This is a genomic window from Sporolactobacillus shoreicorticis (genome assembly GCF_024125445.1).
In the GTDB taxonomy this organism is placed as follows: domain Bacteria; phylum Bacillota; class Bacilli; order Bacillales; family Sporolactobacillaceae; genus Sporolactobacillus; species Sporolactobacillus shoreicorticis.
The window spans coordinates 1-24990 of record NZ_JAMXWM010000004.1; the positions used below are offsets into that span (position 1 = coordinate 1).

A 24990-nucleotide genomic window follows, 5' to 3' on the forward strand; every position below is an offset into this window, starting at 1 on the left:
TGAATTTGACTCAGATCACCCAATTACCTTTACGGAAAATTGGTGTCATCTCACCATCTGCTGCTTCTCCGTCGATATTCAGTTCACCGGAGCCAACCATGAAATCAACATGGGTAAGGCTTTGATTCATTCCCGCTGCTGCGAGCGCTTCTTCAGACATTTTGCGTCCGCCGCGGTAATTAAATGGGAATCCATGACCGATCGCTAAATGGCAGGACGCATTTTCATCAAACAATGTGTTGTAAAAGATAAGATTGGTTTCTGAAATGGGTGAATGGTGCGGAACGAGTGAAACTTCACCAAGGTAGTGCGAACCTTCATCAGTCTCAATAATTTGTTTCAGCGTTTCCAATCCGTGTTCCGCTTTGTAATCAACAATTCTGCCGTTTTTAAACGTCACGGAGAAGTTGTCAATCAAATTTCCGCCGTAATTCAATGGTTTTGTACTTGAAACAGTACCGTTAACCCCAGTTTTGAGCGGCATTGTAAAGATTTCTTCGGTCGGTATATTCGGCTGAAACGGGGTGCCTTGATCATTGGACATTCCGCCGCCGATCCAAAGATGTTCTGTCGGAAGCTCAATTGTTAATTGAGTGCACGGTCCAGAGTAGTGCAGCTTTTTGAATCGTTTTCGATTGAAATAATTCAGCTTATCTGTCAGTGATTGGATATGGAGTTCCCACGCAGCTTCAGGATCTTCCTTATCCGCTCGTGTGATTTTGAAAATTTGCCGCCAAAGCGCATCGGTTCTTTCGGATGCTTCCATGCCAGGAAATACTTTAGCCGACCAGGCTGCGGTTGGAATCGAGACAATTGTCCAGCTTACCTTTGCACTGCTTTTATCGTTTGTGAATTGTTTGTTGGCCGTAGCAGCTGCTTTCTGTGCTGCGGCCACGCGCTGAGGATCTATTCCTGCAAGCAATTCCGGATTTGGCGAATAGATATAGAGAAACGCCGCATTTTGATCAGCGAGTTCCTGAAATGAATGGGCGCGCCACTCGGGAAACTCGCTTAATGATTTCTGGGACGCCAAGTCGAGCCTCAATCGGGTCAATTGCTCGTCAGTCCAGTCAACGTACACATGCCGCGCACCAACTTGGTAAGCTTTTCGTGCCACTTTCCGCACAAATTCCGGCGATTCAATGGGCGCAAAGATCATGACATCCTGATTTTTTTGCACATTAAGACCGATAGTAACGGTGATGTCAGCATAATGATCCAGCAATGTTTCGAAATTTTCCATGTAGCAAGCCTCCATTTTAAGATCCGTTCCATGCCGATTGATCAGTAAATGAACAGTGTCGGCACAATCACTGCCATTCTATCACAGTCCTTTCAGTTCAGCATGCTGACACCGCAAGCAAAGCAAAAATTAAATAAAAAAAACGGGCGAAACGAATTGAGCCATTCGCATAAGATAGTAAGGAAAATCAAGTGGAGGTGATGAGGATCATGGGTGCTTCAGAAGGATTCGGATATAACTCAGGCTTCGCGTTGGTGGTTGTGTTGTTTATTCTCTTAATTATCATTGGCGCGTCGTGGGCTTATTAAAACAAAAAATCGGGCCGGCTGTGTCCCCGGGCCGATTTTTTGTACATAATCTTCAGCTCTCTCCTCCATAGACGGATTGGAAGATTTCTTTTTTTCGCTGCTTAAATTTATCCTCGGTCAGGAGGTTCGGGTACTGCATTAGGAGCAAGTCAATGTGATCCCCGGCTTGCCCTAAATCCGGCTGAACATAACCGAACGAGCTGAGCGAAAATCCCAACCGTTTGTAAAAGCGAATACGGCGAACTGCAAGATCGGTAGTCGGTGCTTCAACCTCAATCAGCACCGGCTTTTTCGCTTGCTCAAGATAATTACAGAGCATTTTCGATCCGATCCCGTGTCCGCGCAAGTTAGGATCAACGGCGATATGTTCTAGAAAAAGAAAATCGCTGAATGACCATTCTGCAATAAATCCGTCAATCTTTTTCCCAGATAAATCATAACGGGTTAAAACGGTAAAATTCGCTTGGTTTAAAAGTTGGCGTTCTTTACTGCGCGGACGAAATTCTGCACTTGGGAACGAACGTTTCATTAAATGATAAAACAGATCAAAATCAATCGTTTTCAGCGGTGCTAATTTGTGATCCAACTTGTGGCCTCCATAAACTGATGATCTGTTTTCTAGTGGGTCATTTCTATTTTAACATAAAACAAAAAGGCCTTCGTTTCCATAAAATCAGCAACGAAGGCTCTTTGACTTTCTATTCGGAGGTGTCAGCGATAGCGGCGCAGGTCATATGAATCTTTTTCTTTAAGAAGTTCGCGCCGCTCTCCCAAGTCATCGTGAAATAGTGCTCCAATCTGCGGATATTAAAATCATGATTCAATGCCATGACAAGGAAGACGGTATCAATATTAGCGGTGACCATTTGTTCCACAGTAGTTACGCCTGCTGCTTTTGGTATTAAAAAAGACTGTCCACATGGTCCTTCGCAAAAATGGAGCTGCCCTGTGAAAGGTCTCCGATCTCAAATCGTCAGTTCAACGTTCAGATCGTGTTGAAAACGGCGGCACGCGACAATGAGATTGCATGCGGTAGTACATATGCTATTTGTCATAAAACATGATCCCCTTCATAGCTTTTATAAAAGAAATGGAGAAAGGCATGGACGGGACAAGCTGCGCATAAGATGAGAAGTAGAAAACGAGCATAACGGGATCAGAGAGGGTCGATCAGATGAAGAATAAGTTGATTGGCATCGTGCAAGTCGCGTCAACGTTTATCGGGACCGTTGTCGGTGCCGGATTTGCCTCTGGTCGCGAAATCATTCAATTTTTCACTCAATATCAAGCGTTTGGTACGCTTGGTGCAATCCTAAGCGGCGCATTCATGACATGGATTGGAACGAAAATGATGCTGTATGCGAAACGATTAGACGCTTATTCTTTTAATGAACTTCTTTCTGCTCTATTCGGTGAACGAATCGGGAATGTGATTCAAGCACTGCTGTTCTTTATCCTATTGGGAATGACCGGTGTGATGCTGGCCGGGGCCGGGGCGGTCTTTGGCGAACAGCTGGGATGGAACCGGCAATTCGGCATCGCGTTCGCGCTTATAATAGGCGTTCTATTTCTTGTTCGAGGTGTTCGGGGCCTGCTGTTTATCAACATGCTGGTCGTACCTCTTCTGGTCAGTTTCGTGCTGATTACTTTTTGGATAAATAAAGCCGGTACCCAACTTTTTTCTGAATCCAGTCATATTCACTGGCTGCTTTCTGCATTTAATTACTCCGCATTTAATCTTTCTACAGCGCTCATTGTACTTGTACCGATGACGAAGGAGTTTAAAGATGAACGGGTGATCCGCCTTGGCGGTATTCTTGGGGGATGTGGACTTGCAATTATTCTGATTATGTCCCATCTCATGATGCTCGGAAAGTCCGACATCAGCTTGTTTGAATTGCCGATGGCAGAAATGGTACGTCCGCTTGGAACATTAATGCATGCGGCATTTATTTGCGTTATTTTCGGAGAAATACTGACTACTTTTGTGGGCAATATTTTTGGCCTGACTCGTCAGCTGCACAGCGTGTTTCCAACAGTATTTTCCATTCGATTTGCGATGCTTACTCTGGTCACTTGTACCTTTCTTATTGGACAATTCGGTTATGCAACGCTCATATCCACACTTTATCCTCTTTATGGCGCACTTTGTGCCGTGGTTTTCATTTATATGTGTTTCGTACGTCTTCCTGAAAAAAAACGTTAATCATGTAAAAAATGTTTTTTCCTGAAATAAAATTTTTACATGAGCTATTTTTGAGTAAAAACTAGTTGCATTATGCAGAAGAATAAAGTAGGTTATTGATAGATGCATAAGTTTCACAAGAGAAACTTATGTTCGCTGAGTGAAAAGGAGGAGTGTCATGTCCGATCAAGAACAACAGGTGACCGGACTGAACCAATTTGAACAAAAGACTATGAACAAAAGACAATCTTCTAGTTCTGTCAGTTCTGAACCGCACCCGCAATCATATGATCAAGCTGTCGGAGGGGTAAAGGGATGGAGACAAATGCTTCCATTTATCGGCCCTGCATTCATCGCAGCAGTCGCTTATATTGATCCGGGCAATTATGCAACAAATATTCAGGCAGGCTCGCAATTTGGTTATTTGCTGCTGTGGGTAGTGGTCGCCTCTAATCTAATGGCCATTCTCATTCAGACACTGTCCGCTAAAATTGGCATTGCGACCTCGCACAATCTGCCTGAAATTATTCGTGACCGTTGGCCGAGAAAGGTTTCGATCTTTTATTGGATTCAGGGAGAGATCATGATCATGGCGACTGATCTCGCTGAATTTATTGGTGCGGCACTTGGTTTCCATCTTGTTTTTGGTTTGCCGATGATTCCATCTGCGATTTTGACAGCGATTTGTGCACTGCTCATTCTCACGTTTCAAGTCAGAGGATTCAGGCCGCTTGAAATGGTCATCGCCTTAATGGTTTTTATTGTTGTGATCGCATTCAGTCTGGAAATATTTTTTGCATTACCGGAATTTAAGCCATTTGTTCAAGGCTTTGTTCCCCAATTTCAAGGAACCGATAGCGTGTTACTTGCCGCAGGAATTCTCGGGGCCACAGTCATGCCGCATGCGATCTACATGCACTCAGGACTTACCTGCAGACGCGTTATTGGACGGAATGCGGAAGAACGCAAGAAGATTTTCCGCTTTGAATTGATTGATATTCTTATTGCGATGGTTATCGCAGGTGTGATTAACGCAATTATGCTTGCCGTGGCAGGGTCTACATTCTTCGGTAAAGAAGTCATCGATGATTTAACCGTCGCTTTTCATGGATTCAGCAATTATATCGCACCAATCGCCGGCGTCTTGTTTGGTGTCGGCTTGCTGTCCGCAGGCTTGTCGAGTTCATCAGTAGGAACACTTGCGGGCGATATTATGATGCAAGGCTTTATTCATAAACGGATTCCGGTTTTCCTGCGCCGTGTCTGCTCGATGCTGCCGCCGCTCATCCTGATCCTATCCGGAGCAAACGCGACCAAAGCATTGGTCATGAGCCAGGTTGTCTTGTCGTTCGGTATTGCGCTGGCGATTATCCCACTTATTGTGTTCACCAGTAATAAAGCACTCATGGACAAACTCGTGAATCATAAGCTGACAACAGTCACAGCCTGGTGTATTGCGGTTGTCGTTATTTTTCTAAATCTTTTTCTGCTCTATCAAACATTCTTTGGCTAGATTTTGTTTTCTATCAGGTACGAGTTAAATCATACAGGGTAAAGCAACAATTACTTAAAAATAATTTTGAACTTTTTAGAGAGACAGCTATTTATTTGCATTCATTTATCGCTTTTAATCTACTAAGAATAAATGGTGAAAAGAAAAATTTTTGTTCACAGGATTATTGAATTTGTGAAATTGACTTTATGACGGAAAATGACGTAAAATGAAGTTTGTGAGATAAAAACGATAGGCCACCTGATGAAGGTGCAGCGGTTGTTTGTCGTTATTGATAAGAGCGGACAGATTTAGTTGTCCAATAAATTTTTCTGGAGGTTATTGGTAATGGTTAAAATTTCCAAAGGCAAGTTTGAATTCCTCGAACAGTTGTCCGACAAAAACGGCGTTATTGCCGCACTCGCAATCGACCAACGCGGTTCTTTGAAGAGAATGATCGGTGCAGCGCAGGGCAAAGATGCTACGGTTGAAGAACTGGCGGATTTCAAAACGCTTGTATCTAAAGAATTAACTCCATATGCAAGTGCAATTCTGCTTGATCCTGAATATGGTATTCCTGCTGGCAAAGCACGCGCAGCTTCTTGCGGTCTGCTGACATCATATGAAAAAACAGGCTATGACGCTACGGAGCCTGGCCGTATTCCTGACCTTCTCCCTAACTGGTCTGTTAAACGCATCAAAGAAAGCGGCGGCACTGCTGTTAAACTGCTCGTGTACTTTGATCCGGATGAATCTGATGAAATCAACGATGTTAAGAAGGCATTCGTAGAACGCATTGGTTCTGAATGTAAAGCAGAAGATATTCCGCTGTTCTTCGAAATCGTAACTTATGACGAAAAGATTACGGACAAAGAAGAATATGCAAAAGTTAAACCTCAGAAAGTTCTTAACTCGATCAAGGTCTTTACACAAGAACGCTACGGCATCGACGTTCTGAAATTGGAAGTTCCTGTTGACATGAGCCGTGTTGAAGGCGTTGGTGAAAATGCTCCTGTTTATACTGCTGAAGAAGCAAAGAATTACTTCCTCGAAGTAGACAAAGCAACGACGATCCCTTACATCTGGCTGAGCGCAGGCGTTTCAACCGAACTCTTCCAAAAGACACTCGTATTCGCCCACGATGCAGGTGCTAAGTACAATGGTGTACTTTGTGGCCGCGCGACATGGCGTGACGGCGTTGAAGCTTACGGTAAGGGCGGAGAAAAAGGCGCTGTTGAATGGCTTCGCACACAAGGCAGGGCAAATGTTGAAGAACTCAACGCAATTCTTGCTGAAAACGCAACTCCTTGGTATGAAAAATTTGGCGGCAAAGACAAGATCGAAGTCGTTGGTTAATTTATTGATTCTTGAATAAGAAGCGCGGCGGAATTATTCCGTTGCGCTTTTTTTGCATCAAAATAGGGCAAAATTAAGATTAAGTGGTCCGGTACAGGCATAATTGTTCACCGAAGACCTGATAAAATAAGGTTTTCTATTAAAGAGAGAGGATTAGCGAATGCTTAGGGAAGAAAACGGAATCGAAGCGCTTGCTCAAAAAGAGTTTCCTTGAAAAAGAATAGGGAACTTCCGCTAATTTTGTGCGCATCCGGTGCACAACGCAGAGGTACATTGGCAAGCTTTTGTTATGGGTCAAAAAATGATCACTGACCCCTCATTTCTTAAATAGATATCGAAAAATATCTTTCGATAAGAATTACGTAACTAGGAAAATGTTCACATCAGCGAAAGGGCATGTTATGATTTCTGTATAAGTTCAGCTCTGCGACTAAGAAAAAAGATAAATCGTTCGAGGTGTGCCGATACAAGCAGTGCTCAATAACTAAGATGAATCTATGAGAAAAAGGGAAGAGATCATGAAAAAGAAAATTTTACTGACGATCGGCAGCATTATTGTGGTACTTTTTGCAGCAGGAGCAGGTTATGTATGGTGGATGTATCACTCGGTCGCGTCGACGGCCGGCGATATGTATGAGACAGCCGGAGGCAAGGGCAACCACGATGCGATCACTAAGAAAAAAGCAATTAGTCTGCTTTTGCTTGGTGTCGATGAACGCAAAGGAGACCGAGGACGTTCGGATACCATTATCGCAACGACATTAAATCCGACGACAGACACGATGCAGATGATTTCCATTCCGCGTGATACGCGAACAGAAATTGTTGGCCGCGGATCAATGGATAAAATTAACGCAGCGTACGCTTACGGCGGTATAAAAATGGCGGAAGATACGGTAGAAAAATTTGTTGGCGATATTCCATTTGATTTCTACATAAAGATTAACATGGAAGGCATGAGCGACCTTGTTGATGCGGTCGGCGGAGTTACAGTGAATAATAAATTGGACTGGCAGGATGAAGGCTACTATAAGAAGGGTTATCATTACGCACGTGGCAATATTACCTTGGATACGGGGGCAAAAGCAATGGGCTATGTCCGGATGCGCCATCTTGACCCGCAAGGAGATTTCGGACGAAATCAGAGACAGCGTGATGTAATCATGGCTATTGTCAATAAGATGGCTAATGTATCATCAGTATCCCGTTATTCACAGATTCTCAATGCTCTTGGCAGCAATGTAAAGACGAACCTGACTTTTGATGACATGAAAAATCTCGCATTTAATTATCGTGATGCGCGCAAGCATTCCATTGATTATGAAGTAAAAGGACAGGGGCAGAAAATTAACGGAATTTATTATCTTGTTGTTGGTTCTGCTGAAAAGCAACGCGTTCATGATATGATTAACGAACAGTTAAATAACTAAAACTTTTATTGAAACGATATGAAAAGTGGGAGGTCTTGAGCAGTCATGGTTCAGATTCCCCGCTTTTTTATTTATAAAAATCATGCGCCCCTTTTTTGGACAAACAAGGTTTCATGTTGGTGATCAGTTCACTCAGATTTGTGCTGACCAATAACCTGTTTTTTTGCGGGTTCTGTGCGAGTTTTTCTTGGTTTCCAAGGATAAAGATCATCAAATTAGGAAACTTGCTCCTTAGATGCTTCAGTAAATCAAAAAGGACAGAGGAATGCCTGTTTGTACATAAAACAGCGAGATAATTCGCCTGTTTCCTTTGAATTTGATCGAGCACTATATCTATTTCACTGATTTCAGGAAGAAAATCGGTTTTCCATCCGCTGATTGTAAAAAGATCATCCATTAATTTTGTTCGAGTCAGCCCATTAAACGATTCCAAATTTGCGATGACAATCTTGCCCATTTCGGTATTCGGAAGCTGGTGCGTTATTTTCAGCATTTTCCAACTGAGCAATCTTAAGATCGTGAAAGCAGCAACCATATATTCTGCTTCGACAAAACGATTCAATAACCACCCCTTTTGTACTTCATCCAAAGAACGCTCAAAAAGTTTTACAAATACATCTTCGATACGCATACCGTCGGAAAGTGCGTCGAGACAATCAACTGCTTTGACACTGTCGCCATCGATTAAATACTTGATGTAATCATTCCAGGTCTGCTTTGCCTGCAAAACCATTTCTCTGCTGTCCCAGCTGGTGATTGTTTCGACAGTAACAGACAAGTCACTTGGCAATTGGATCACCTTGCCGCTGTTCTCAAGCTTAACATGCGGTAGGATGTCTGAACCCGACGAATTAGCGAGAATAATGCCTTTGTCACCGTTTGTCAGTAAAACGCGGGTCGCAGGAGGGAATATATGTATGAAGTTGATAAATAAATAACAGATTTTTAAATCAAATAAATCATTATTATGACTGTCATTCAGAATGATCTGCATTGCTTTTGTTGTGTGCATCGGTTTTCGATAGGAACGGATTAAAGTCAATGCTGAATAGACATCAACAATCATCATTAATTTGAGATCGCGGTCGGACGATTTCACGTGCAGATGATCAGGATAACCACTGCCGTTTAACCGTTCATGATGAGAACGGGCAATTCGACATGTTTCTTCTGGAAATTTCATTTGCTCGAGTAATTGATAGCCATCCACGGGATGCTGCGTTATTTTCTCATATTCACGCTGAGTGAGTTTCCCTGTTTTTAACAAGATCTCAATTGGTGTATAAAGTTTGCCGATATCATGCAGCAGGCAGCCAAGAAGGAATTCCTGACTGACCGGCCAATGAACATGCTTAAAGTAAAGGCTTGTTAATACAAATACGTCAAGTGAATGAATATAGCAAATCGGATCCCATTGTTTCAGGCAATCTAATAGAAAACGAACAGTCGGATTTGAGTAGAATTTCAAATAAAGAGAATGGAGCCATCGGTACGAAGCTTCAGAATGCAAAATTCTTCCGTAGCGTAATTCATCGGCGATTTGCGTCATTTCATTTTGAAAACGCTCCGTAAGTTCTTTACGTTCATGAGCGGGCATTAGTGACTTCGGTGTAAATAGGTTTCGAAATGGTGCGATCGAGGGACCGTCGAAAATGGCGACGGAAGGCACCTTTTTTCTTTTAAGATAATTAATGAGTTCAGAAGTGATCAGCATTCCTGTTCGAAAGAGAACAGAAGAATTTATGTAAATATCCTTGGCGAGAATGTTTCCGTCCTTCAATTTCTCAAGCTTTATGACCTTGGGCATAGGTGCCGTTCACTCCTGTTCAATAACTCTGGAAAGTAGGATGTGTTTTGCGGTATCCGGATTAACGCGATATTCATAACAAGGGGCAGTTCCCATTTTTAAAATAGAGAGACTGCCTTTAATTGGTACTATTTCGACAATAAGTTACAAGTAATATTTTAACAAGATATGTAAAAAAACGGAAGTGAAAATTGTTTGGTACGCATATACGTCTGAACTTCTCACTAGTAAGATTGGGGTCTTATGATCCATTTACTTGAAATTTATTGGATTAGGTATAATTGCCTATCGATTCGGAACCGTTCATAGGTTTGCCGCACTGAATTTAAGAAACTACTTTAATTCGACGCGGAAACAGCCGATAAAGAATAGGAATGGTATTAGAGCAGCGGAAAGGGTTGACTTACATGGATGTGGCAACAGTCATCGGCTTGCTGGTCGGATTGCTATCTTTAATTGTTGGATTTTTACTTGAAGGCGGAGAGTTAGTTGCGTTATTAAAAGTTACTGCTTTCCTGATTGTTGTCGGAGGCACAATCGGAGCGGTGGTCGTCAGTTTTCCGGGAAAGATTCTGGCAAAAACTCCATTTATTTTAAGATATGCATTTACAAAACCTAAAGAACGTCAGGATGATACAATTGTTGAATTAATTAATCTGGCGAATATCTCCAGACGTGAGGGCCTGCTTGCTTTGGAAGGCGAACAGCGGAAGTTTGAAAATGATGCGTTTATGTCCAACGGCATTCAGATGGTCGTCGACGGTGTAGACTCGGACGTTATCGACGACATATTGAATCGAGACATTGAACTCTACGAACAAAAGATTCTCTCCATTGGCAAAATTTTTGAATCTGCGGGCGGCTACGCGCCGACCATGGGCATTATCGGAACCGTTATGGGACTTGTCCATGTCCTTGGCAGCCTGGAAGATGCCGCGGCGCTCGGACCGGCCATTGCGGTCGCGTTTATCGCGACCCTTTATGGTGTAGGCAGTGCGAACGTGATTTATTTACCTATCTACACGAAGATAAGAAACAAGTTAGCCGGTGATGTATTAATCCGTCAATTGAAAACCGAAGGAATACTGTCGATTCAATATGGAGAAAGCACAATGATTTTGAAGAAAAAGCTTTATGCATTCCTGACAGAGGAGGAATGCCGAAAGGTTGAACAGAAACTGACGAGCAGATCCGGCAGTGTAAATGCGGATCAGGCATTCCAAGAAGTGGGTCAGTTATGAGCAAGCCACGAAAAAAACGGTACTCCAGGCCGGAGGAATCGAGTCAGAATTCGGAGCGTTGGCTTGTCACTTATTCGGATTTGATCACTCTTTTGTTAGTCTTTTTCATCGTCATGTTTTCGATGAGCAGCATTGAAAACCAGAAATTTAATGCGCTTGTCTCATCACTGAAATCCTCATTTCAAGGTGATTCGATTCTTCAGGGAATCGGTTATCCGAGTGCGGACAAGGGACAGACAAAGCCGAGTGTGCCATTGGTCAAAAAATCGCAGTCTATTAGTGACTCGGAAAAACAAAGGGACAGAAAGAAACTTGATGCTCTGTACGTGCAGCTGGATAAATACATCAAGGACAACCATTTAAGTCCGGATGTGTCGCTTACGGAAACGCAGCGGGGTGTGCAGCTTACGTTTCGTGAAAAAATTCTCTTTGATCTTGGGAAAGCTGATTTGAAGAAAAATGCTGAAGCAATATTGACACGAATCGGCGACATTCTTAATAGTGTGCCGAATGAAGTCAGTATTGAAGGGCATACGGACAATACTCCATTTCGCAATCAAGGCGGAACCATTCGTTCAAATTGGGAACTATCCGGTCTTCGGGCACAAACCGTCATGAATTATTTGATTCATAAAGACGGTCTTGCACCGAAACGCATGCACTTTGTCGGATATGGCGAATACCGGCCGGTTGTAAAAAACGATACACCGACGCACAAAGCAATGAATCGCCGTGTGAATATTGTCGTCATTCGTGAAGAGAAGCAGGATTTCGATTAAAAGTATTGAAAAGATTGATTTACCTGATAAATGATTGCATCATTATACGCCAACCGATATATTTAATGCATGAGGAATTTCTCAACATACATAATGGTATAGAGTTGAGGGCGGGGGTAAGTGAGAAAAATCTGGCTGATCCTGGTTTGTGTGCTTTGCCTTATGAGTGTGATTGGAGGCAAACGGTATTAGGATCATAAATTGGACCGAATTAAGACGATAAGTAGATTGCAGGCGGCAATGAGCAACAAAAGCTGTCGGTGCTGAACTATTTATCTGAATGGCCAAAGGAAGGGCCAAAGCGTGCGGATGCCGTCGATGATGACGGATACACGATGAATACGACCGGTCTGAAGATTGGGATTGACCATGTAAGCAAGCAATGGCGGCTTAAATAATGTAATTTGTATAAAATCACCGGTGAACTTTTTATGCTCACCGGTGATTTTTTAGGGTGTGGTAGACCATTGAACTGTAAAATGAGAAAAAGCAGAGAAGCGGGGATCAAGCTGTTTTCTTGTGTTGTCGCTTGTTTTAAGATTTACTTATTTTGAGCGATTTGCCAAACACGAGCAATATTAGCGGCAGTACGTATCAGGTTGACACGTGTGTCTTTTAATGCCTGATCGAGTGACACAATACCCGGAACAATCGAAAATAAGGCATCAATTCCATGTTCGGAAACAGATTCACTGCCCTCTGCCAAAGATCCGGCAAATGCAATCACAGGAACATAATGCCTTTTCGCGCATTTCGCGACGCCGATCAGTGTTTTTCCAAAAATCGTTTGCCCGTCAATTTTGCCTTCTCCGGTGATCACGAGCGTAGCATCGGAGATTTTCTCCTCAAGTCCTGATTCTTTGATTACCAATTCAATGCCCGGATGGATGGTGCTGTTTAAGAAAAAGAATGCACCGGCGCCTAGGCCGCCTGCTGCGCCGCTTCCAGGGACAGTTTCGATCTCAGATTTATGATCGCGCCTCACAATCATAGCAAATCTTGCAAGTGCCTGATCCAACCGGATGACTTCGTCTGGATCCGCTCCTTTTTGCGGACCGAAAATTGCAGAGGCACCTTTAGATCCGGTTAGCGGATTTGTGACGTCGGTCGCGGCCTCAAACCGGACCTCTTTTAGCCTCGGATCAAGTCCAGACAAATCAATAGTGTCCAAGTGAATTAATGCTGATCCTCCGGCAGAAAGTTCTTGTCCTTCGGCATCAAGAAGACGAGCACCTAGAGCTTGCGCCATGCCGCAACCTCCATCGTTTGTTGCGCTTCCGCCTAGTCCGAGAATGATGTGGCGAGCACCATGATCCATAGCTGAGTGGATCAACTCTCCAACACCATAAGTTGTCGCGATGAGCGGATTACGTTCCGCTTTCTTTAAATGCTCAAGGCCCGCAGCCGCAGCTATTTCAATCACTGCTGTATGGTTATCATTGATTAATCCATAAAATGCTTCTGTGGGCTCGCCAAGCGGACCGGTTACTTGTTTATGGATCAATTCTCCGTTTAATGCATCAACGAGGGAACGGACAGTCCCTTCTCCGCCGTCAGCCATAGGAACGAGAACATAGTCCGCATCCGGCCACACTTTATGAAGCCCTTCCTGGATCGATTGAGCAACTTCAAGTGCGGATAGGCTTTCCTTGAATGAATCCGGTGCGATAACTATTTTTTTCTGTTTCATCCCGTATCCTTCCTTTGTCAAAGATCTTTTTCTTCATTGTAACAGATTCAGTGATTCCTATGATTTGGAACAGGATTATTTCCGGGGAAATGACAAAATAAGACAAATTATTTCCATAAAAAAGAGATTCCGTCCTATTTATCGGAATCTCTTCATGACTAAAAAAGATTAGTTTAGATGACGATTGTTTTCTGCCATGAAGGCTTCAATTTCATCGGTCGTACGCGGCAGACCGGTCGTTAGTACTTCAGAACCATCTTCTGTGATCAGCAAATCGTCCTCGATGCGGATACCAATGCTTTCTTCAGGAATATACAACCCTGGTTCGTTCGTGATGATTTCACCGGGAATCAGCTCCATCTCGCGATAGGGACCGACATCATGTGTGTCCAGCCCGAGTGAATGGCTGACTCCGTGGAAGTAATACTTGCGCAATTCCTCGGGCGTTTTAATCAGGCCGATTCTCATGAGTTCTTCAGTGTAAAACTCAATTGTAAATCGGTTCAGTTCCATGAATGCAACGCCCGGCTTTGCCATTTTTGTTATTTCTTGGTTGCAGCGTAAAACAATGTCATAGATTACTTTTTGGCGAGGTGTAAATCTTCCGTTTATAGGAAAGGTATAGCTGATGTCGCCATTATAATAATTGTACTGTGCACCAAGATCGAGCAATACCAAACTTCCATCAGCGGCAGTTCCTGTGTTTGCCGAATAGTGAAGAACGGTACCATTGAATCCGCTGGCGAGAATGGTAGGGAAAGCAAACTCCGTACAGCCGCGGCTTTTTAAGACAAAGTTGAAATAGGCCTCCAACTCGTATTCTTTCATGCCCGGTTTTGCGTTTGCAAGCACATTTTTAATCCCGTCCGCAGTGATTTTTCCGGCGGTTCGTGTTAATTCAATTTCCTCAGATGTTTTAACAAGGCGGAACGTACAGATGACCGGATAAAGGTTGTGAATGCTTAAATAGGGATAGGAAACAGAGGATTCCGCCGCAAACTTATTCGAGGGCTTTGCAGGAAATTCCCATGATTTCGTCTCAAGGTCTGCATACAAATGATGATACACACGACTGTCCATTTGTGAACGGATATAACTGTAAAATTTATCCAGAAGTTCAATATTCTGAACACCTGAGGCTTCTTGGGCTTCATTAGGCGTAATGGTTTCGCCAACCCATCTGGCCATCCAAGGATCGGCACGCTCAATAAACAGTGTTTCTTCAATTTTACCGCCAAATTTTGCAGCAGCGAAAATAACCTTGGGCTCGGCAATGCCGGTCATGTAGTAGAAATTACGGTTGGGGTAGAAAGGATAGCTTTCATCTGCCGATTGATGTGCAGCCTCACCGGCAAAAAGAACAGTCAGCGATTGATCTTCTAAGGTTTCATAAAGTTTCTTACGGTTCTGAATAAAAAAGCTTTTTTCCATGCGGATCCTTCTTTCGTCAATTGTTTGTCCATTACCATTCTATCATTAGGTACAAAGAAGTTGTGTGCACAACTTCTTGATCCGGCATTTTCCATTTAGCGATTATGCTTCCATTTCAGCCAAATAACTTTTGAGAAAAACTGGGCATGTCCAACTACATTACGTTTCCACATTCTTCGCGGTTCCAGCACCATGCGGAACAACCATTCAAGATTCAGTTGACGCATGATCTTCGGTGCTCTTGGCTTGACACCGGATGCGAAGTCGATAAAGCCACCAACAGCGATTCGGGCTAATGGTTTTAGAGAGTCGGAGTTGCGGTCAATAAATTTTTCTTGTAGGGGCATGCCCATGCCGACAAGCAGAATATCAGCACCTGATTGATTAATCTCTGCAACAATTTCCGCATCTGATGAAAAATAGCCATCATGTGTTCCGGCAATCATTAAATTCGGCAGTTGCTCTGTTAATTTCTGTGATGCGGTTTGAACGATATGCTGCGCCGATCCGAGCAGAAATACTGACCAATGGTTCTCCGCACATTTTCGCAGCAGCAGGGGAATAAGATCCGTTCCGTTCAAATTTTCTCCCAGAGTGACGCCCCAAAGCTTCGCTCCTAATTTGATACCGATCCCATCATTAAGTAAGTAATCCGCCCGATTAAGGATTTCGTTATAATCGCGGTCTTTTTGAGCAATATTATAACCGTGGTCATTTAGAAAATATAAATTCATGGGTTTATGGTTCATAATGCGGCCAGTAAATACATCCGCAAAATCTTGTTTCGTGTGAAAGTCATTCATACGAATCGTACCGACTTGTTTTTTTTCATTCATAGGTTAATCCCATCCTTAAGAGTGAAACAATCTGATTCATTTTTCCCTTTTCTATTTTTTTAATCCTATTAGGAATTCCGAACGTTACTTGAATCATCAAAAAAATACCGAATTTGATGGTCGGTGCCTCTAATATTGTAAACTAATTTTAACGGATTGTGTTGTTTGTATCGATATTGTTAAATTATCTGTGGCATTGTCTTTACAATGTGTTATAATTCCGTATAAGAAAGCTTTAAAGATTGCTAACCTATGTTAGACACGAATCCGAATTTATTGATAAGGGCGGGCTGAAATGATGGTCTATGTGACGTTCCTGATTTGTTTTCTTGCTGCGGTTGCTTTGACACCTCTTGTTAGGAAACTGGCGATTCGCATTGGCGCGACCGATCTTCCGAACGCCCGCAAAGTACACAAAAAAATAATGCCGCGAATGGGCGGCTTGGCTATTTACTTGGCCTTTATGATCGGCATGTTGATTATGTGGCCGGACAGCAGCTTTACATTGCCGCTGATCATTGGCAGTGTAATTATCATTATCACGGGCGTACTGGATGACATGTACTCGCTGTCGCCAAAGGTGAAGATTGTGGCTCACTTTTTCGCTGCTCTAGTCATTGTTAATAGCGGAATCAGCGTCACATTTATAAATCTTCCGTTTAACGGTGTGCTGCATTTGTACTGGCTCAGTATTCCGCTGACTCTGCTTTGGATTATGGGTATTACGAACGCAATTAACCTCATTGACGGGCTTGATGGCTTGGCTGTCGGTGTATCGAGCATTGTGCTTTTAACGATTGCCGGGTTATCGTTGACAGAAGGCAACCTGTTTGTTTTTACGGTCAGCGCGATCCTGCTTGGAAGTACGCTGGGCTTCCTGCCTTATAATTTTCATCCGGCGAAGATTTTCATGGGAGACACCGGCAGTTACTTTCTTGGTTATATCATTTCTGTTCTTGCATTACTTGGCTTTAAAAACGTTACTTTGTTTTCACTTGTTGTACCGATCATTATTTTGGCGGTTCCGATTTCCGATACTTTGTTTGCTATCATCCGCCGATTGGTAAACAGAAAACCGTTAACGGCGCCGGACAAGTCGCATCTTCATCATTGTCTGCTTCGTTATGGATTCACGCAGAGCCAGACTGTGGTTCTTATTTACGGGATGAGCGCGATGTTTGCTTTGGCGGCAATCCTGTTTTCAACCTCAACTTTGCTTGGCTCCATGATTATCGTCATCAGCGTCATGCTCGTTATCGAGCTGGTTGTGGAAGGCGTTGGTCTTGTTAGTGCAAACTATAAGCCGTTGCTGAACACGTACAAGCGCCTGCTTAGCATGGCTAAAGTAAAATAATTAGTTAAGCTGGATCGAAAACAAAGGAGTGGCCCAATAGGTCGCTTTTTTGTTTCGATAAGGAGAGAGACGGCCGTATGGTTCGTAAATAAAGGTGTACAATGTCCTTTATTCGTTGCGGCGCATGTTCAAGGTTAAAGGACAAGTAAATGAGGCTCTGTACGCACGGCGACCGTTTATCGAGTGAAGCTTATTGGGATGAACTTTGTGATGGCTGTTTAATTTACCGCAGGTAGTGGCGAACGAACAATGCAAGGAATTTTCGATGTTGAGGTCGGATCTAAACGCTAAGAAGTTACTTCAATCTGTTTCCACTTGGTTTGAAAAAACGCGGCGAGGATTTACTATTTGCCTGAGAAGTTACTTCCAATAGTTGAAAGAGAGCATATCTATGGCATTCATCTGTTACGATATTGCCGAACACAACGATTTTGAGTGTTAAGCTACTCAAAATTTTTTCAAATATTTAATGGTTCTCTGCAAAAAATGTTACCATTTATCGAATAAATGAAAGACGGTCACAAGCATTTGCTTGTGACCGTCTTCCAAACAAAATGTTTTTTTTATTGATTTCTGCTCGTACCGTCGGATGATTCGGCAGCCAGTCCGGAATGATCGGTGCCCTCACGATCACTTGATGTACCGGACGTTGCCGACCCACTGCTTTTGGAATCACTGCCGTTGTCACTGCTTTCGACTGTTGGCTGGTAATTTAACTGCTGTTTAAGATCGGAACGAACTTTATTCAAATAATCATCGTCAAGCGCAAAATAGTATACTCCAGAGCTCATATCATCTGTACCCTTTAACTGAAGTGTTTTGATTTCCGAAAGGGATCCTGCATATTGACGTAGGCTGAGCAATTGTCCGAACGTCAAATTCGTTTCAAAGTTTTTATCGAGTGAATCAATGACTTTACTGTATTTAGTTACAGAAGAAAGCTGTGCACTTTTTTTCACAATTGCCTCAATCATCGCCATTTGACGCTTACCGCGGCCGAAGTCTCCTCCTGCACCCGGTGACTTGCGGTTACGAACGAGAGAAAGAGCCTGCTCGCCGTTCAGAAGCTGTTTTCCCGGTTTCAGAACAATAGCGTCTTTACCTGTTTTGTCCTTGCTGTTCTGCGTGCGAAGCGCGACAGGAACGTCCATTTCAACACCGCCAAGAGCATTAATGATCTTAACGAATGCATCGAAATCTACTTGGACGTAATAATCAACCGGAACCTTGAATAGATTTTCAACGGTGGCAATTGTGTAATCCGCGCCTTGGTTGTTATTGGCGTCGCCGTATGCATGCGCGTGTGTGATTTTAGAAATACCGTAATCGCGTGCGTGTGTCGGATCAATAATCTGGACTTTCGAGTCACGTGGGATGCTGACCATATGCACCTCGTTGGTTGAATGGTTGAAGGTGGCTAAAACAAGTGCATCGGAGCGGCTTGGTTCATTCTTTCGTTTATCAATCCCCATGAATAATATAGAGAAATCATCCTTCACAGGATCAACTTTCTCCGAACGAAGATTCGATTTATTGCCGCGCGTCAGTTTATTTTGTGCATGGCTGGTTACATTTTCCAGCTTGTTTGTTAAATAATAGCCGTATGCTGCGCCGCTTCCGACTAGAATGAGAAGCACAATTGATAGGGTCAGGATAATTGCTTTACGTTTCCCATGTTTTTTCTTCTTTTGATTTTCTGTTCTGCTCAATGCCATCTTCGACGTATTCTCCTTCAGGTTCTCAGTCTTTCACAGATAGATGCAAATGTAGTTCTTTTTTTCACTGGATATCGTTTAATATATAAATATAGGCCAATTGTCATGTCTTTTAACAATAGATTTATTTTACCTGAGTACTTCTGTTCTATCAATCTAAAATCTGTGCTTTTTCGGCAAAATTCGCAAAACGGAGATAAGAAGAGTGAGTAGTCTGTATTAAGTCCGTCAAACAACAGGCCAGGCTGCGGCAGAACTTAATCATTGTTAGACGTATTGCTTGGATTTGGAAGTTTCTCCTCTAAGTACAATTCGTGTGATTTCTTCGTTTCTGCCTGACCGTTCGTTAAATCGGTCACCCAATTCAGAAATGCCTGACCGTCTTCCTGACTTGCGTACAAATCGAAACTGACTTTGTCACTGTAATGGATCTTCTTAATGATGTATGCAGATTCGCGCAGTTTATTTTCCAGTGTGCCGCTCAGGTGGTAATCAACAGTCACGGTCCATTGTTCGGATGGAACTTTTTTCACGACCTCTGCAGCATTCAGTCCAGCACTGGCTGCATGGGCATACGCTCTGATTAATCCACCGGTTCCGAGTTTAATGCCGCCGAAATAACGGGTGACCACAACGAGCACATTACAAACACCACGTCTCTTTAATACATCCAGAATGGGAACGCCTGCGGTTCCGCTCGGTTCGCCGTCGTCGCTCGCCTTTTGAATTTCTTGTTTCTTTCCTATGATATAAGCAAAACAATTATGATTGGCTTTCCAGTGTTCCTTGCGCATGTTCTGAATGAATTGTTCCGCGTCGGTCTCGGTTTCTACCGGATGAACGGAACAAATAAATCGGGAACGTTTGATCTCCGTTTCAATCAGAACACCTTTTCCAACTGTAACATAAGCAATTAATGGCATTTTCGGCTCCTTTCATTTAATCCTTCGATTCGACACTGTAACCAGATTTTCTGTCTATGTATGACTTTGATGCTGGTTAATGGGGAGGATGAGCCATTCATTCAAAGTGAGCCAGAAGCATGTATTAATACACAGTTACATTCGACAAACAATTACACAGTTGCGTCCGTCGATTCAAAAAATACCAGAGAAATCGATAAAAGGGACATGGAAACATGGTAACATTTGCACTTGCCTTTTGTTTCTTAGTAAGAAACAATGGGTATAGACATGTTTAAAAGAAATTATATATGAAATTGGTTGATTGTGCTTTGCTATTTCGTATATTATGAAAACAATTATATGAAGCGGGCAGATGGTTACATCATGAATTAGTGCATAATACCTAGATACAGATAGGTACAAGGTGGCTAGCACGTCCGTAATGGTTCGGCTACATTTGTTATGGAGGGAAATTATGTCAACCAGCAAGCCATTCAAGAAAGAACTTGATGTCAAGCATCTTGATAAAATTATCAATAGCATGATTGATAATGTGAGCGACAGCAAATCTCAGATTTTCGAGATCGGCGAAGAATCACGAAAAGAGCATGACGCGCTGGTTAAAGAACTCCAACTTGTAAAGCAAGAGCTAAGAGGAATCATTGATCGAAGCGACACACTTGAGATTGAAGCGCGAAAATCGAGAGGCCATTTAGCTGAGATCAGCAGAGCTTTTAATCAGTACGGTGAGGAAGACATCCGCCACGCCTATGAAACGGCGAATTCCATTCAAAACGATCTGTCAATTGTTCGTGAGATGGAACGGCAGATGAAGAAAAGGCGAGACGAACTTGAGCGACGCCTGATTCAATTAAAGGCGACCATTCACAAAGCAGAGAGCTTGGTCGGACAAGTTACGGTCGTATTGAACTACTTGACGAGTGATCTGAAACAAGTTGGTGAGGTGATCGCCAGCGCAAGGGAGCAGCGCGCATTTGGGCTCAAGGTCATTGAAGCACTGGAAGAAGAGAGAAAAAGACTTTCTCGTGAAATTCATGACGGACCCGCTCAGACACTTGCACAGGTGTTGCTTGGTCTCGATGTGGTCGAACGTGTCGGGAAAAAAGAGGGGATGGCGGCGTCGCACGACGAATTGCAAAAGTACAGAGTAATGGTGCAGGGCGCTCTGGCCGAAGTTCGGAGAATTATTTATGATCTGCGTCCAATGAGTCTTGACGATCTTGGACTTGTGCCGACGCTGCAGAAATACCTTCACCGAGTGAACAGTGATTACCCTTCTCTAAGTATCCATTTCGACAGTATGGGGAAGGAGAAAAGACTGCAATCAAGAATTGAAGCCGCTTTATTCAGGTTGATTCAGGAGGCGGTTCAAAACGCCTGTATCCATGCAAATCCATCGCATATCAGTATTAGAATTGAATACAGGGAGAATAAAGTACTCATTCTGATTACAGATGACGGCGCAGGATTTGATCAGTCAGTGAAGAAAGAAGGAAGTTACGGGCTGATCGGCATGAAGGAACGTACCGAATTATTGAATGGCGAACTGACGATTCATTCAGAAGCCGGGCAAGGAACCAAAGTGCTTATAAACATACCGATTCAGCAGGAAGACATGTTTAGCAAATAACGCAGCAAAAGTGGCGGATGAGGTAAGTCCCGGAACCGATCCGCATGGGCTACAGTGAAAAAAGAGAGGTGAAAAACTGTTGCGGCACGGGATATGCGAATAACGACTGTTCTCTTTAGGATTATGAATCTAGCATTTTTTCTTATTTTTTGGCAGTCTTTTTAATAAAACGAGAGAGATATGCACCTAAAGATGAGCATGCATGAGATCGTTTGCTTAGCAGCAGGAATAATCGTGACAAATGTGCGACCGAAAGTGACAACGATTGCGTTGATTGACGATCATCGTCTGTTTCGTGAAGGCGTGAAAAGAATTTTAGACATGGAAAACGATTTTGAAGTTGTCGCCGAAGGTGATGACGGAAGTACCGCAGAAAAACTGATTGAGGAATCAGATCCTGATGTTGTATTGATGGATATTAATATGCCGAAATTGAATGGTGTCGAAGCAACAAGACAGCTGATTAAAAATCACCCGGGTCTTAAGGTGATTATTCTTTCGATTCATGATGATGAAAGCTATGTCACTCATGTACTGAAATCAGGTGCACTAGGCTATTTACTGAAGGAAATGGACGCAGACTCGATGATTGAGGCGGTACGAATTGTTGCACAGGGTGGAGCTTATATTCATCCGAAAGTAACGCACAATTTAGTTAATGAGTTCAGAAGGCTTGCGACTCAGGGCTATTCTACAGAACTTTCAGGGTTCCGCGATCTTGAATATCGACCGCCGCTACATATTTTGACACACCGTGAATGTGAGGTGCTGCAGCTGATGGCAGACGGCAAAAGCAACCGGGCAATTGGCGAACATCTTTATATCAGTGAAAAAACGGTGAAGAATCACGTAAGCAACATTCTTCAAAAAATGAGTGTAGAAGATCGAACGCAGGCCGTTGTTGAAGCAATTAAAAATGGCTGGGTAAAAATATATTGAGAGAAAACGAGAGCTGCGAGCGGCTCTCGTTTTTCTTTAGATAACATGCTGTGCTTTTGGTATTCATGAACACAAAGATATCCTTTTACTCATGCATTATTTGCTAGTTTAAGTTTTACCGGAAACAAAATGCTGATCCAGATTCATTGGACCAAAAAATTGATCACATTGAATCTTTTCCCTGCGTGCGAAGCATCAAAAAAATTTTCTGATCTTGAAGGATATTAGTAGTTAGTGTCGAAATGATTATTAAAGATTTAAATTTCTCAGTAAATTTTAACTACCGTTCTTTATATTGATTCTATGTCTAGGGAGCCTCACTTTTCCACTGTGTCTCATCTCTCGGTTATTTGTAATCCCCTCAACTTAATCTCCGAAAGAAGGTTTGTCTATGCTCCTGCTCTCCCGAAGTAAAGGTCTGCCCCCGAATGATTATGCTAATGTTCAGCACATATTGCATGGCAGAGAGTTTCGTGCTGAAGAACTTCCATTGTCTGAAAAAGTGATCAAAGACTGTGTGAAGAAGGGTTATGTTGCTGTCCGTTCCGGCATTGTACCGCTCAATGAAAGTGTCCTTGATTTGCTAACCGATCGAAAAAAATGGCTTTGCGCGCGATGCGGCAATCGCGACCAAGAAACGTTTGCGACATGTACATGCGGCCGATGCCGAAAGAACTGTATCTACTGCCGTCATTGTTTGACCATGGGCATTGTGCGTTCATGTACTAAACTGGTGACATGGTGCGGACCCGAACCTGCTCTGCATCATCGTTTTATCCATCAGAATGGCCCATTGTGTGTGTGGGACGGCACCTTGTCCGATGAACAGAGCGCAGCTGCCAAAGCGCTGAATCAGGCACTTGAGTGCGGCAAATCATTTCTTGTCTGGGCTGTCACCGGGTCCGGCAAGACGGAGATGATCTATCCAGCGATTGAACGTCAGCTGAAGAACGGGCGGCGTGTTGTGCTGGCAACTCCGCGAACGGATGTTGTCCGTGAACTGCTGCCGCGTATGCGTGCGGCTTTCCCGGATGTTCCGATCAGCGGGCTTTATGCCGGCAGTGAAGAATCAAATGCGGATGCACCACTCGTTGTGTCGACGGCCCATCAATTGATCCGCTATTCTAATTGTTTTGACTGCATTTTTATCGATGAAGTCGATGCGTTCCCTTATCATTTCGACCGGATGCTGGAGTTCGCGATTCGGAAAGCTGCTAGGCCGGGGGCTCCAATTGCCTATTTGTCCGCGACACCGCCTGCGGATTTGAAGAACGATTATTTGTCCGGAAAATTGTGCGGTGTTATGCTCGCCAGGCGCTATCATGGACATCCGTTGCCCGAGCCGCAGTTTCGATGGATCGGCAACTGGCTGAAGTTGATTCGAAAAGGGCAACTTCCATCTTTGCTTTGCGAATGGCTGCGTGCAAAAATGGGTCAAAAACGTCAAATGTTTGTATTCGTCTCTTCTGTTACTTTGTCACGCGATTTAACAGAGCTTTTGCAGCGAGCCGGTTTTAGCGGAACGGCCGGTGTTCATGCCGAAGATCCGCATCGCCATGCAAAGGTAAGCGATTTTCGCAAAGGAAAAATCAATATTTTAGTTACAACGACTATCCTTGAACGTGGAGTGACTGTTCCGGGTGTCGAGGTTTGCGTGGTTGGAGCTGATGATCCTGTATTTGACGATCGCGCGCTTGTTCAGATTTCCGGCCGTGTCGGAAGATCGGCAGAATTTCCGTCCGGTGATATTATTTTTTTTCATAACGGTAAAACCATGGCAATGGTTCGTGCACGCAAACAAATCGAGCAAATGAATCAGAATGGGGGTTTTCGTTGATGCACTGCCTGTTTTGCGGTGCAGATCAGCCGGAAATGCTGACGTTTCGCAGCCTGCTTCGTGCAGCAGACAGTCCCGGCTTTTGTCGTTCGTGCCGAGATCGGCTGGCGCTTATTGGTTCGCAAAACAGCTGCCAGTTATGCGGCAGAGACCTTTTGCTGCTTGATTCGGGAACAGTGCATGGGCACATTTGCAACGATTGTATGCAATGGAAAAAGAGCGGCAGAAACGGGCTGTATGAAAGAAATCATGCTGTTTACCAATACAATGCATTTATCAAAGATGTGCTGAATCAATTCAAATTTCGGGGGGATTCCGTTCTTGCCTGTGGTTTTGCAAATGAAATGAAAAGAAGCTTTCGGAGAATAAGGAAGGAGCAACGATTGAAATGGCAATCCGGTTTCATTCGTTCGTCCGGTGATTATATCGTTGTACCCATCCCGCTCAGCATGAAGCGGCTTGCGGAACGGGGATTTAATCAGGCAGAAGTGTTGGCCGAGACGCTGGGTATGCCGATCATAAATGCGCTCATTCGAGTAAGACATGAACCAAAGCAAAGTAAAAAAAACCGTCGTGAGCGATTAATTGTTCGTGACACGCCTTTTCGCCTAGAAAACGAGTATGCATCACTCATCTTGGGAAAGAACGTTTTGTTGATTGACGACATCTACACGACCGGAGCAACCATGCGCCTGGCCGCATATGCCTTGTCAAAAGGAAATCCGTTGAAAGTGGATTCGCTTACGCTGATCCATGCATAAAGAAAACTTGGCGAGGGCAAGTTCACAGAT

The 24990-nt window shown here is 43.5% G+C and carries 21 protein-coding genes and 1 pseudogene; 13 read left to right on the forward strand and 9 right to left on the reverse strand.

Features of this window, described 5'->3' with window-relative positions:
- Nucleotides 1-10: 10 nt before the first annotated feature.
- Nucleotides 11-1243 (reverse strand): aminopeptidase, encoded by a 1233-nt coding sequence (locus NIE88_RS04155; RefSeq protein WP_253059252.1) that lies wholly within the window; start codon nucleotides 1241-1243, stop codon nucleotides 11-13.
- Between the two features lie 209 nt (nucleotides 1244-1452).
- Between NIE88_RS04155 and NIE88_RS04160 the strand changes: the two genes are divergently transcribed.
- Nucleotides 1453-1551 carry a YjcZ family sporulation protein gene (locus NIE88_RS04160; RefSeq protein ID WP_253059254.1) on the forward strand — a complete coding sequence of 33 codons (99 nt, stop codon included), beginning with the start codon at nucleotides 1453-1455 and terminating at the stop codon, nucleotides 1549-1551.
- Nucleotides 1552-1603: 52 nt separating this feature from the next.
- On the opposite strand, the gene NIE88_RS04165 is transcribed toward NIE88_RS04160, so the two are convergent.
- Both NIE88_RS04165 and NIE88_RS04170 read right to left on the reverse strand, forming a co-directional pair.
- Entirely contained in the window at nucleotides 1604-2137 is a 534-nt protein-coding gene (locus NIE88_RS04165; RefSeq protein ID WP_253059256.1) for a GNAT family N-acetyltransferase, read from the reverse strand.
- A gap of 169 nt (nucleotides 2138-2306) precedes the next feature.
- Nucleotides 2307-2447, reverse strand: a pseudogene (locus NIE88_RS04170) (ribosome small subunit-dependent GTPase A); the annotation flags it as partial.
- A 278-nt stretch (nucleotides 2448-2725) separates the two neighbouring features.
- On the opposite strand from NIE88_RS04170, the gene NIE88_RS04175 reads away from it, so the two are divergent.
- The 4 genes from NIE88_RS04175 (at nucleotide 2726) to NIE88_RS04190 (ending at nucleotide 8014) form a co-directional block, all read left to right on the forward strand.
- Nucleotides 2726-3757, forward strand: a complete 1032-nt coding sequence (locus tag NIE88_RS04175; protein WP_253059257.1) for a YkvI family membrane protein — start codon at nucleotides 2726-2728, stop codon at nucleotides 3755-3757.
- 211 nt (nucleotides 3758-3968) lie between these two features.
- A complete protein-coding gene (locus NIE88_RS04180; RefSeq protein ID WP_253059945.1) occupies nucleotides 3969-5249 on the forward strand; it encodes an Nramp family divalent metal transporter in 1281 nt (426 codons plus the stop codon).
- 327 nt (nucleotides 5250-5576) lie between these two features.
- The gene (lacD, locus tag NIE88_RS04185) at nucleotides 5577-6584 is read left to right on the forward strand and encodes a tagatose-bisphosphate aldolase (protein WP_253059259.1); all 1008 of its coding nucleotides are present in this window, start codon (nucleotides 5577-5579) and stop codon (nucleotides 6582-6584) included.
- A 518-nt stretch (nucleotides 6585-7102) separates the two neighbouring features.
- The gene (locus tag NIE88_RS04190; RefSeq protein WP_253059261.1) at nucleotides 7103-8014 is read left to right on the forward strand and encodes an LCP family glycopolymer transferase; all 912 of its coding nucleotides are present in this window, start codon (nucleotides 7103-7105) and stop codon (nucleotides 8012-8014) included.
- A gap of 67 nt (nucleotides 8015-8081) precedes the next feature.
- On the opposite strand, the gene NIE88_RS04195 is transcribed toward NIE88_RS04190, so the two are convergent.
- Nucleotides 8082-9821, reverse strand: a complete 1740-nt coding sequence (locus NIE88_RS04195) for an HD-GYP domain-containing protein (protein ID WP_253059263.1) — start codon at nucleotides 9819-9821, stop codon at nucleotides 8082-8084.
- A gap of 407 nt (nucleotides 9822-10228) precedes the next feature.
- Here NIE88_RS04195 and NIE88_RS04200 point away from each other — a divergent pair, with 407 nt between their 5' ends.
- The 3 genes from NIE88_RS04200 to NIE88_RS04210 all read left to right on the forward strand — a co-directional run bounded on the left by NIE88_RS04200 (nucleotide 10229) and on the right by NIE88_RS04210 (nucleotide 12239).
- Nucleotides 10229-11062: a flagellar motor protein gene (locus NIE88_RS04200; protein WP_253059265.1), complete on the forward strand. Its 834-nt coding sequence runs from the start codon at nucleotides 10229-10231 to the stop codon at nucleotides 11060-11062.
- On the forward strand, nucleotides 11059-11841 hold the full coding sequence (locus NIE88_RS04205; RefSeq protein ID WP_253059267.1) for a flagellar motor protein MotB: 783 nt from the start codon (nucleotides 11059-11061) through the stop codon (nucleotides 11839-11841). The genes NIE88_RS04200 and NIE88_RS04205 overlap by 4 nt, the downstream gene beginning before the upstream one ends.
- 260 nt (nucleotides 11842-12101) lie before the next feature.
- Nucleotides 12102-12239, forward strand: coding sequence for a hypothetical protein (locus tag NIE88_RS04210; RefSeq protein ID WP_253059269.1), 138 nt, complete (start codon nucleotides 12102-12104; stop codon nucleotides 12237-12239).
- Between the two features lie 143 nt (nucleotides 12240-12382).
- On the opposite strand, the gene NIE88_RS04215 is transcribed toward NIE88_RS04210, so the two are convergent.
- The 3 genes from NIE88_RS04215 to NIE88_RS04225 form a co-directional block, all read right to left on the reverse strand.
- Nucleotides 12383-13531 (reverse strand): glycerate kinase, encoded by a 1149-nt coding sequence (locus tag NIE88_RS04215; RefSeq protein ID WP_253059271.1) that lies wholly within the window; start codon nucleotides 13529-13531, stop codon nucleotides 12383-12385.
- A gap of 168 nt (nucleotides 13532-13699) precedes the next feature.
- Nucleotides 13700-14962, reverse strand: coding sequence for an aminopeptidase P family protein (locus tag NIE88_RS04220; RefSeq protein WP_253059273.1), 1263 nt, complete (start codon nucleotides 14960-14962; stop codon nucleotides 13700-13702).
- A 95-nt stretch (nucleotides 14963-15057) separates the two neighbouring features.
- A complete protein-coding gene (locus NIE88_RS04225) occupies nucleotides 15058-15798 on the reverse strand; it encodes a WecB/TagA/CpsF family glycosyltransferase (protein WP_253059275.1) in 741 nt (246 codons plus the stop codon).
- A 298-nt stretch (nucleotides 15799-16096) separates the two neighbouring features.
- Between NIE88_RS04225 and NIE88_RS04230 the strand changes: the two genes are divergently transcribed.
- A complete protein-coding gene (locus NIE88_RS04230) occupies nucleotides 16097-17152 on the forward strand; it encodes a glycosyltransferase family 4 protein (protein ID WP_253059947.1) in 1056 nt (351 codons plus the stop codon).
- Nucleotides 17153-17715: 563 nt separating this feature from the next.
- On the opposite strand, the gene NIE88_RS04235 is transcribed toward NIE88_RS04230, so the two are convergent.
- Entirely contained in the window at nucleotides 17716-18867 is a 1152-nt protein-coding gene (locus tag NIE88_RS04235; RefSeq protein WP_253059278.1) for an LCP family protein, read from the reverse strand.
- A 257-nt stretch (nucleotides 18868-19124) separates the two neighbouring features.
- Complete coding sequence (locus NIE88_RS04240; RefSeq protein ID WP_253059281.1) at nucleotides 19125-19790, reverse strand: YigZ family protein; 666 nt, start codon at nucleotides 19788-19790, stop codon at nucleotides 19125-19127.
- 457 nt (nucleotides 19791-20247) lie between these two features.
- Between NIE88_RS04240 and NIE88_RS04245 the strand changes: the two genes are divergently transcribed.
- The 4 genes from NIE88_RS04245 (at nucleotide 20248) to NIE88_RS04260 (ending at nucleotide 24960) form a co-directional block, all read left to right on the forward strand.
- Nucleotides 20248-21423, forward strand: coding sequence for a sensor histidine kinase (locus NIE88_RS04245; RefSeq protein ID WP_253059283.1), 1176 nt, complete (start codon nucleotides 20248-20250; stop codon nucleotides 21421-21423).
- A gap of 198 nt (nucleotides 21424-21621) precedes the next feature.
- A complete protein-coding gene (locus tag NIE88_RS04250; RefSeq protein ID WP_253059950.1) occupies nucleotides 21622-22362 on the forward strand; it encodes a response regulator in 741 nt (246 codons plus the stop codon).
- A gap of 391 nt (nucleotides 22363-22753) precedes the next feature.
- On the forward strand, nucleotides 22754-24199 hold the full coding sequence (locus NIE88_RS04255; RefSeq protein ID WP_253059285.1) for an ATP-dependent helicase ComFA: 1446 nt from the start codon (nucleotides 22754-22756) through the stop codon (nucleotides 24197-24199).
- Nucleotides 24199-24960, forward strand: coding sequence for a ComF family protein (locus NIE88_RS04260; RefSeq protein ID WP_253059287.1), 762 nt, complete (start codon nucleotides 24199-24201; stop codon nucleotides 24958-24960). Before NIE88_RS04255 ends, NIE88_RS04260 begins: the two co-directional genes overlap by 1 nt.
- Nucleotides 24961-24990 lie beyond the last annotated feature (30 nt).

What these genes read in the sequence shown, in the direction of transcription:
- NIE88_RS04155 (WP_253059252.1), bottom strand. Translation starts at nt 1,243, where the DNA reads ATGGAAAATTTCGAAACATTGCTGGATCATTATGCTGACATCACCGTT.
- NIE88_RS04160 (WP_253059254.1), top strand. Translation starts at nt 1,453, where the DNA reads ATGGGTGCTTCAGAAGGATTCGGATATAACTCAGGCTTCGCGTTGGTG.
- NIE88_RS04175 (WP_253059257.1), top strand. Translation starts at nt 2,726, where the DNA reads ATGAAGAATAAGTTGATTGGCATCGTGCAAGTCGCGTCAACGTTTATC.
- NIE88_RS04180 (WP_253059945.1), top strand. Translation starts at nt 3,969, where the DNA reads ATGAACAAAAGACAATCTTCTAGTTCTGTCAGTTCTGAACCGCACCCG.
- lacD (WP_253059259.1), top strand. Translation starts at nt 5,577, where the DNA reads ATGGTTAAAATTTCCAAAGGCAAGTTTGAATTCCTCGAACAGTTGTCC.
- NIE88_RS04190 (WP_253059261.1), top strand. Translation starts at nt 7,103, where the DNA reads ATGAAAAAGAAAATTTTACTGACGATCGGCAGCATTATTGTGGTACTT.
- NIE88_RS04195 (WP_253059263.1), bottom strand. Translation starts at nt 9,821, where the DNA reads ATGCCCAAGGTCATAAAGCTTGAGAAATTGAAGGACGGAAACATTCTC.
- NIE88_RS04200 (WP_253059265.1), top strand. Translation starts at nt 10,229, where the DNA reads ATGGATGTGGCAACAGTCATCGGCTTGCTGGTCGGATTGCTATCTTTA.
- NIE88_RS04205 (WP_253059267.1), top strand. Translation starts at nt 11,059, where the DNA reads ATGAGCAAGCCACGAAAAAAACGGTACTCCAGGCCGGAGGAATCGAGT.
- NIE88_RS04215 (WP_253059271.1), bottom strand. Translation starts at nt 13,531, where the DNA reads ATGAAACAGAAAAAAATAGTTATCGCACCGGATTCATTCAAGGAAAGC.
- NIE88_RS04220 (WP_253059273.1), bottom strand. Translation starts at nt 14,962, where the DNA reads ATGGAAAAAAGCTTTTTTATTCAGAACCGTAAGAAACTTTATGAAACC.
- NIE88_RS04225 (WP_253059275.1), bottom strand. Translation starts at nt 15,798, where the DNA reads ATGAATGAAAAAAAACAAGTCGGTACGATTCGTATGAATGACTTTCAC.
- NIE88_RS04230 (WP_253059947.1), top strand. Translation starts at nt 16,097, where the DNA reads ATGGTCTATGTGACGTTCCTGATTTGTTTTCTTGCTGCGGTTGCTTTG.
- NIE88_RS04235 (WP_253059278.1), bottom strand. Translation starts at nt 18,867, where the DNA reads ATGGCATTGAGCAGAACAGAAAATCAAAAGAAGAAAAAACATGGGAAA.
- NIE88_RS04240 (WP_253059281.1), bottom strand. Translation starts at nt 19,790, where the DNA reads ATGCCATTAATTGCTTATGTTACAGTTGGAAAAGGTGTTCTGATTGAA.
- NIE88_RS04245 (WP_253059283.1), top strand. Translation starts at nt 20,248, where the DNA reads ATGTCAACCAGCAAGCCATTCAAGAAAGAACTTGATGTCAAGCATCTT.
- NIE88_RS04250 (WP_253059950.1), top strand. Translation starts at nt 21,622, where the DNA reads ATGCATGAGATCGTTTGCTTAGCAGCAGGAATAATCGTGACAAATGTG.
- NIE88_RS04255 (WP_253059285.1), top strand. Translation starts at nt 22,754, where the DNA reads ATGCTCCTGCTCTCCCGAAGTAAAGGTCTGCCCCCGAATGATTATGCT.
- NIE88_RS04260 (WP_253059287.1), top strand. Translation starts at nt 24,199, where the DNA reads ATGCACTGCCTGTTTTGCGGTGCAGATCAGCCGGAAATGCTGACGTTT.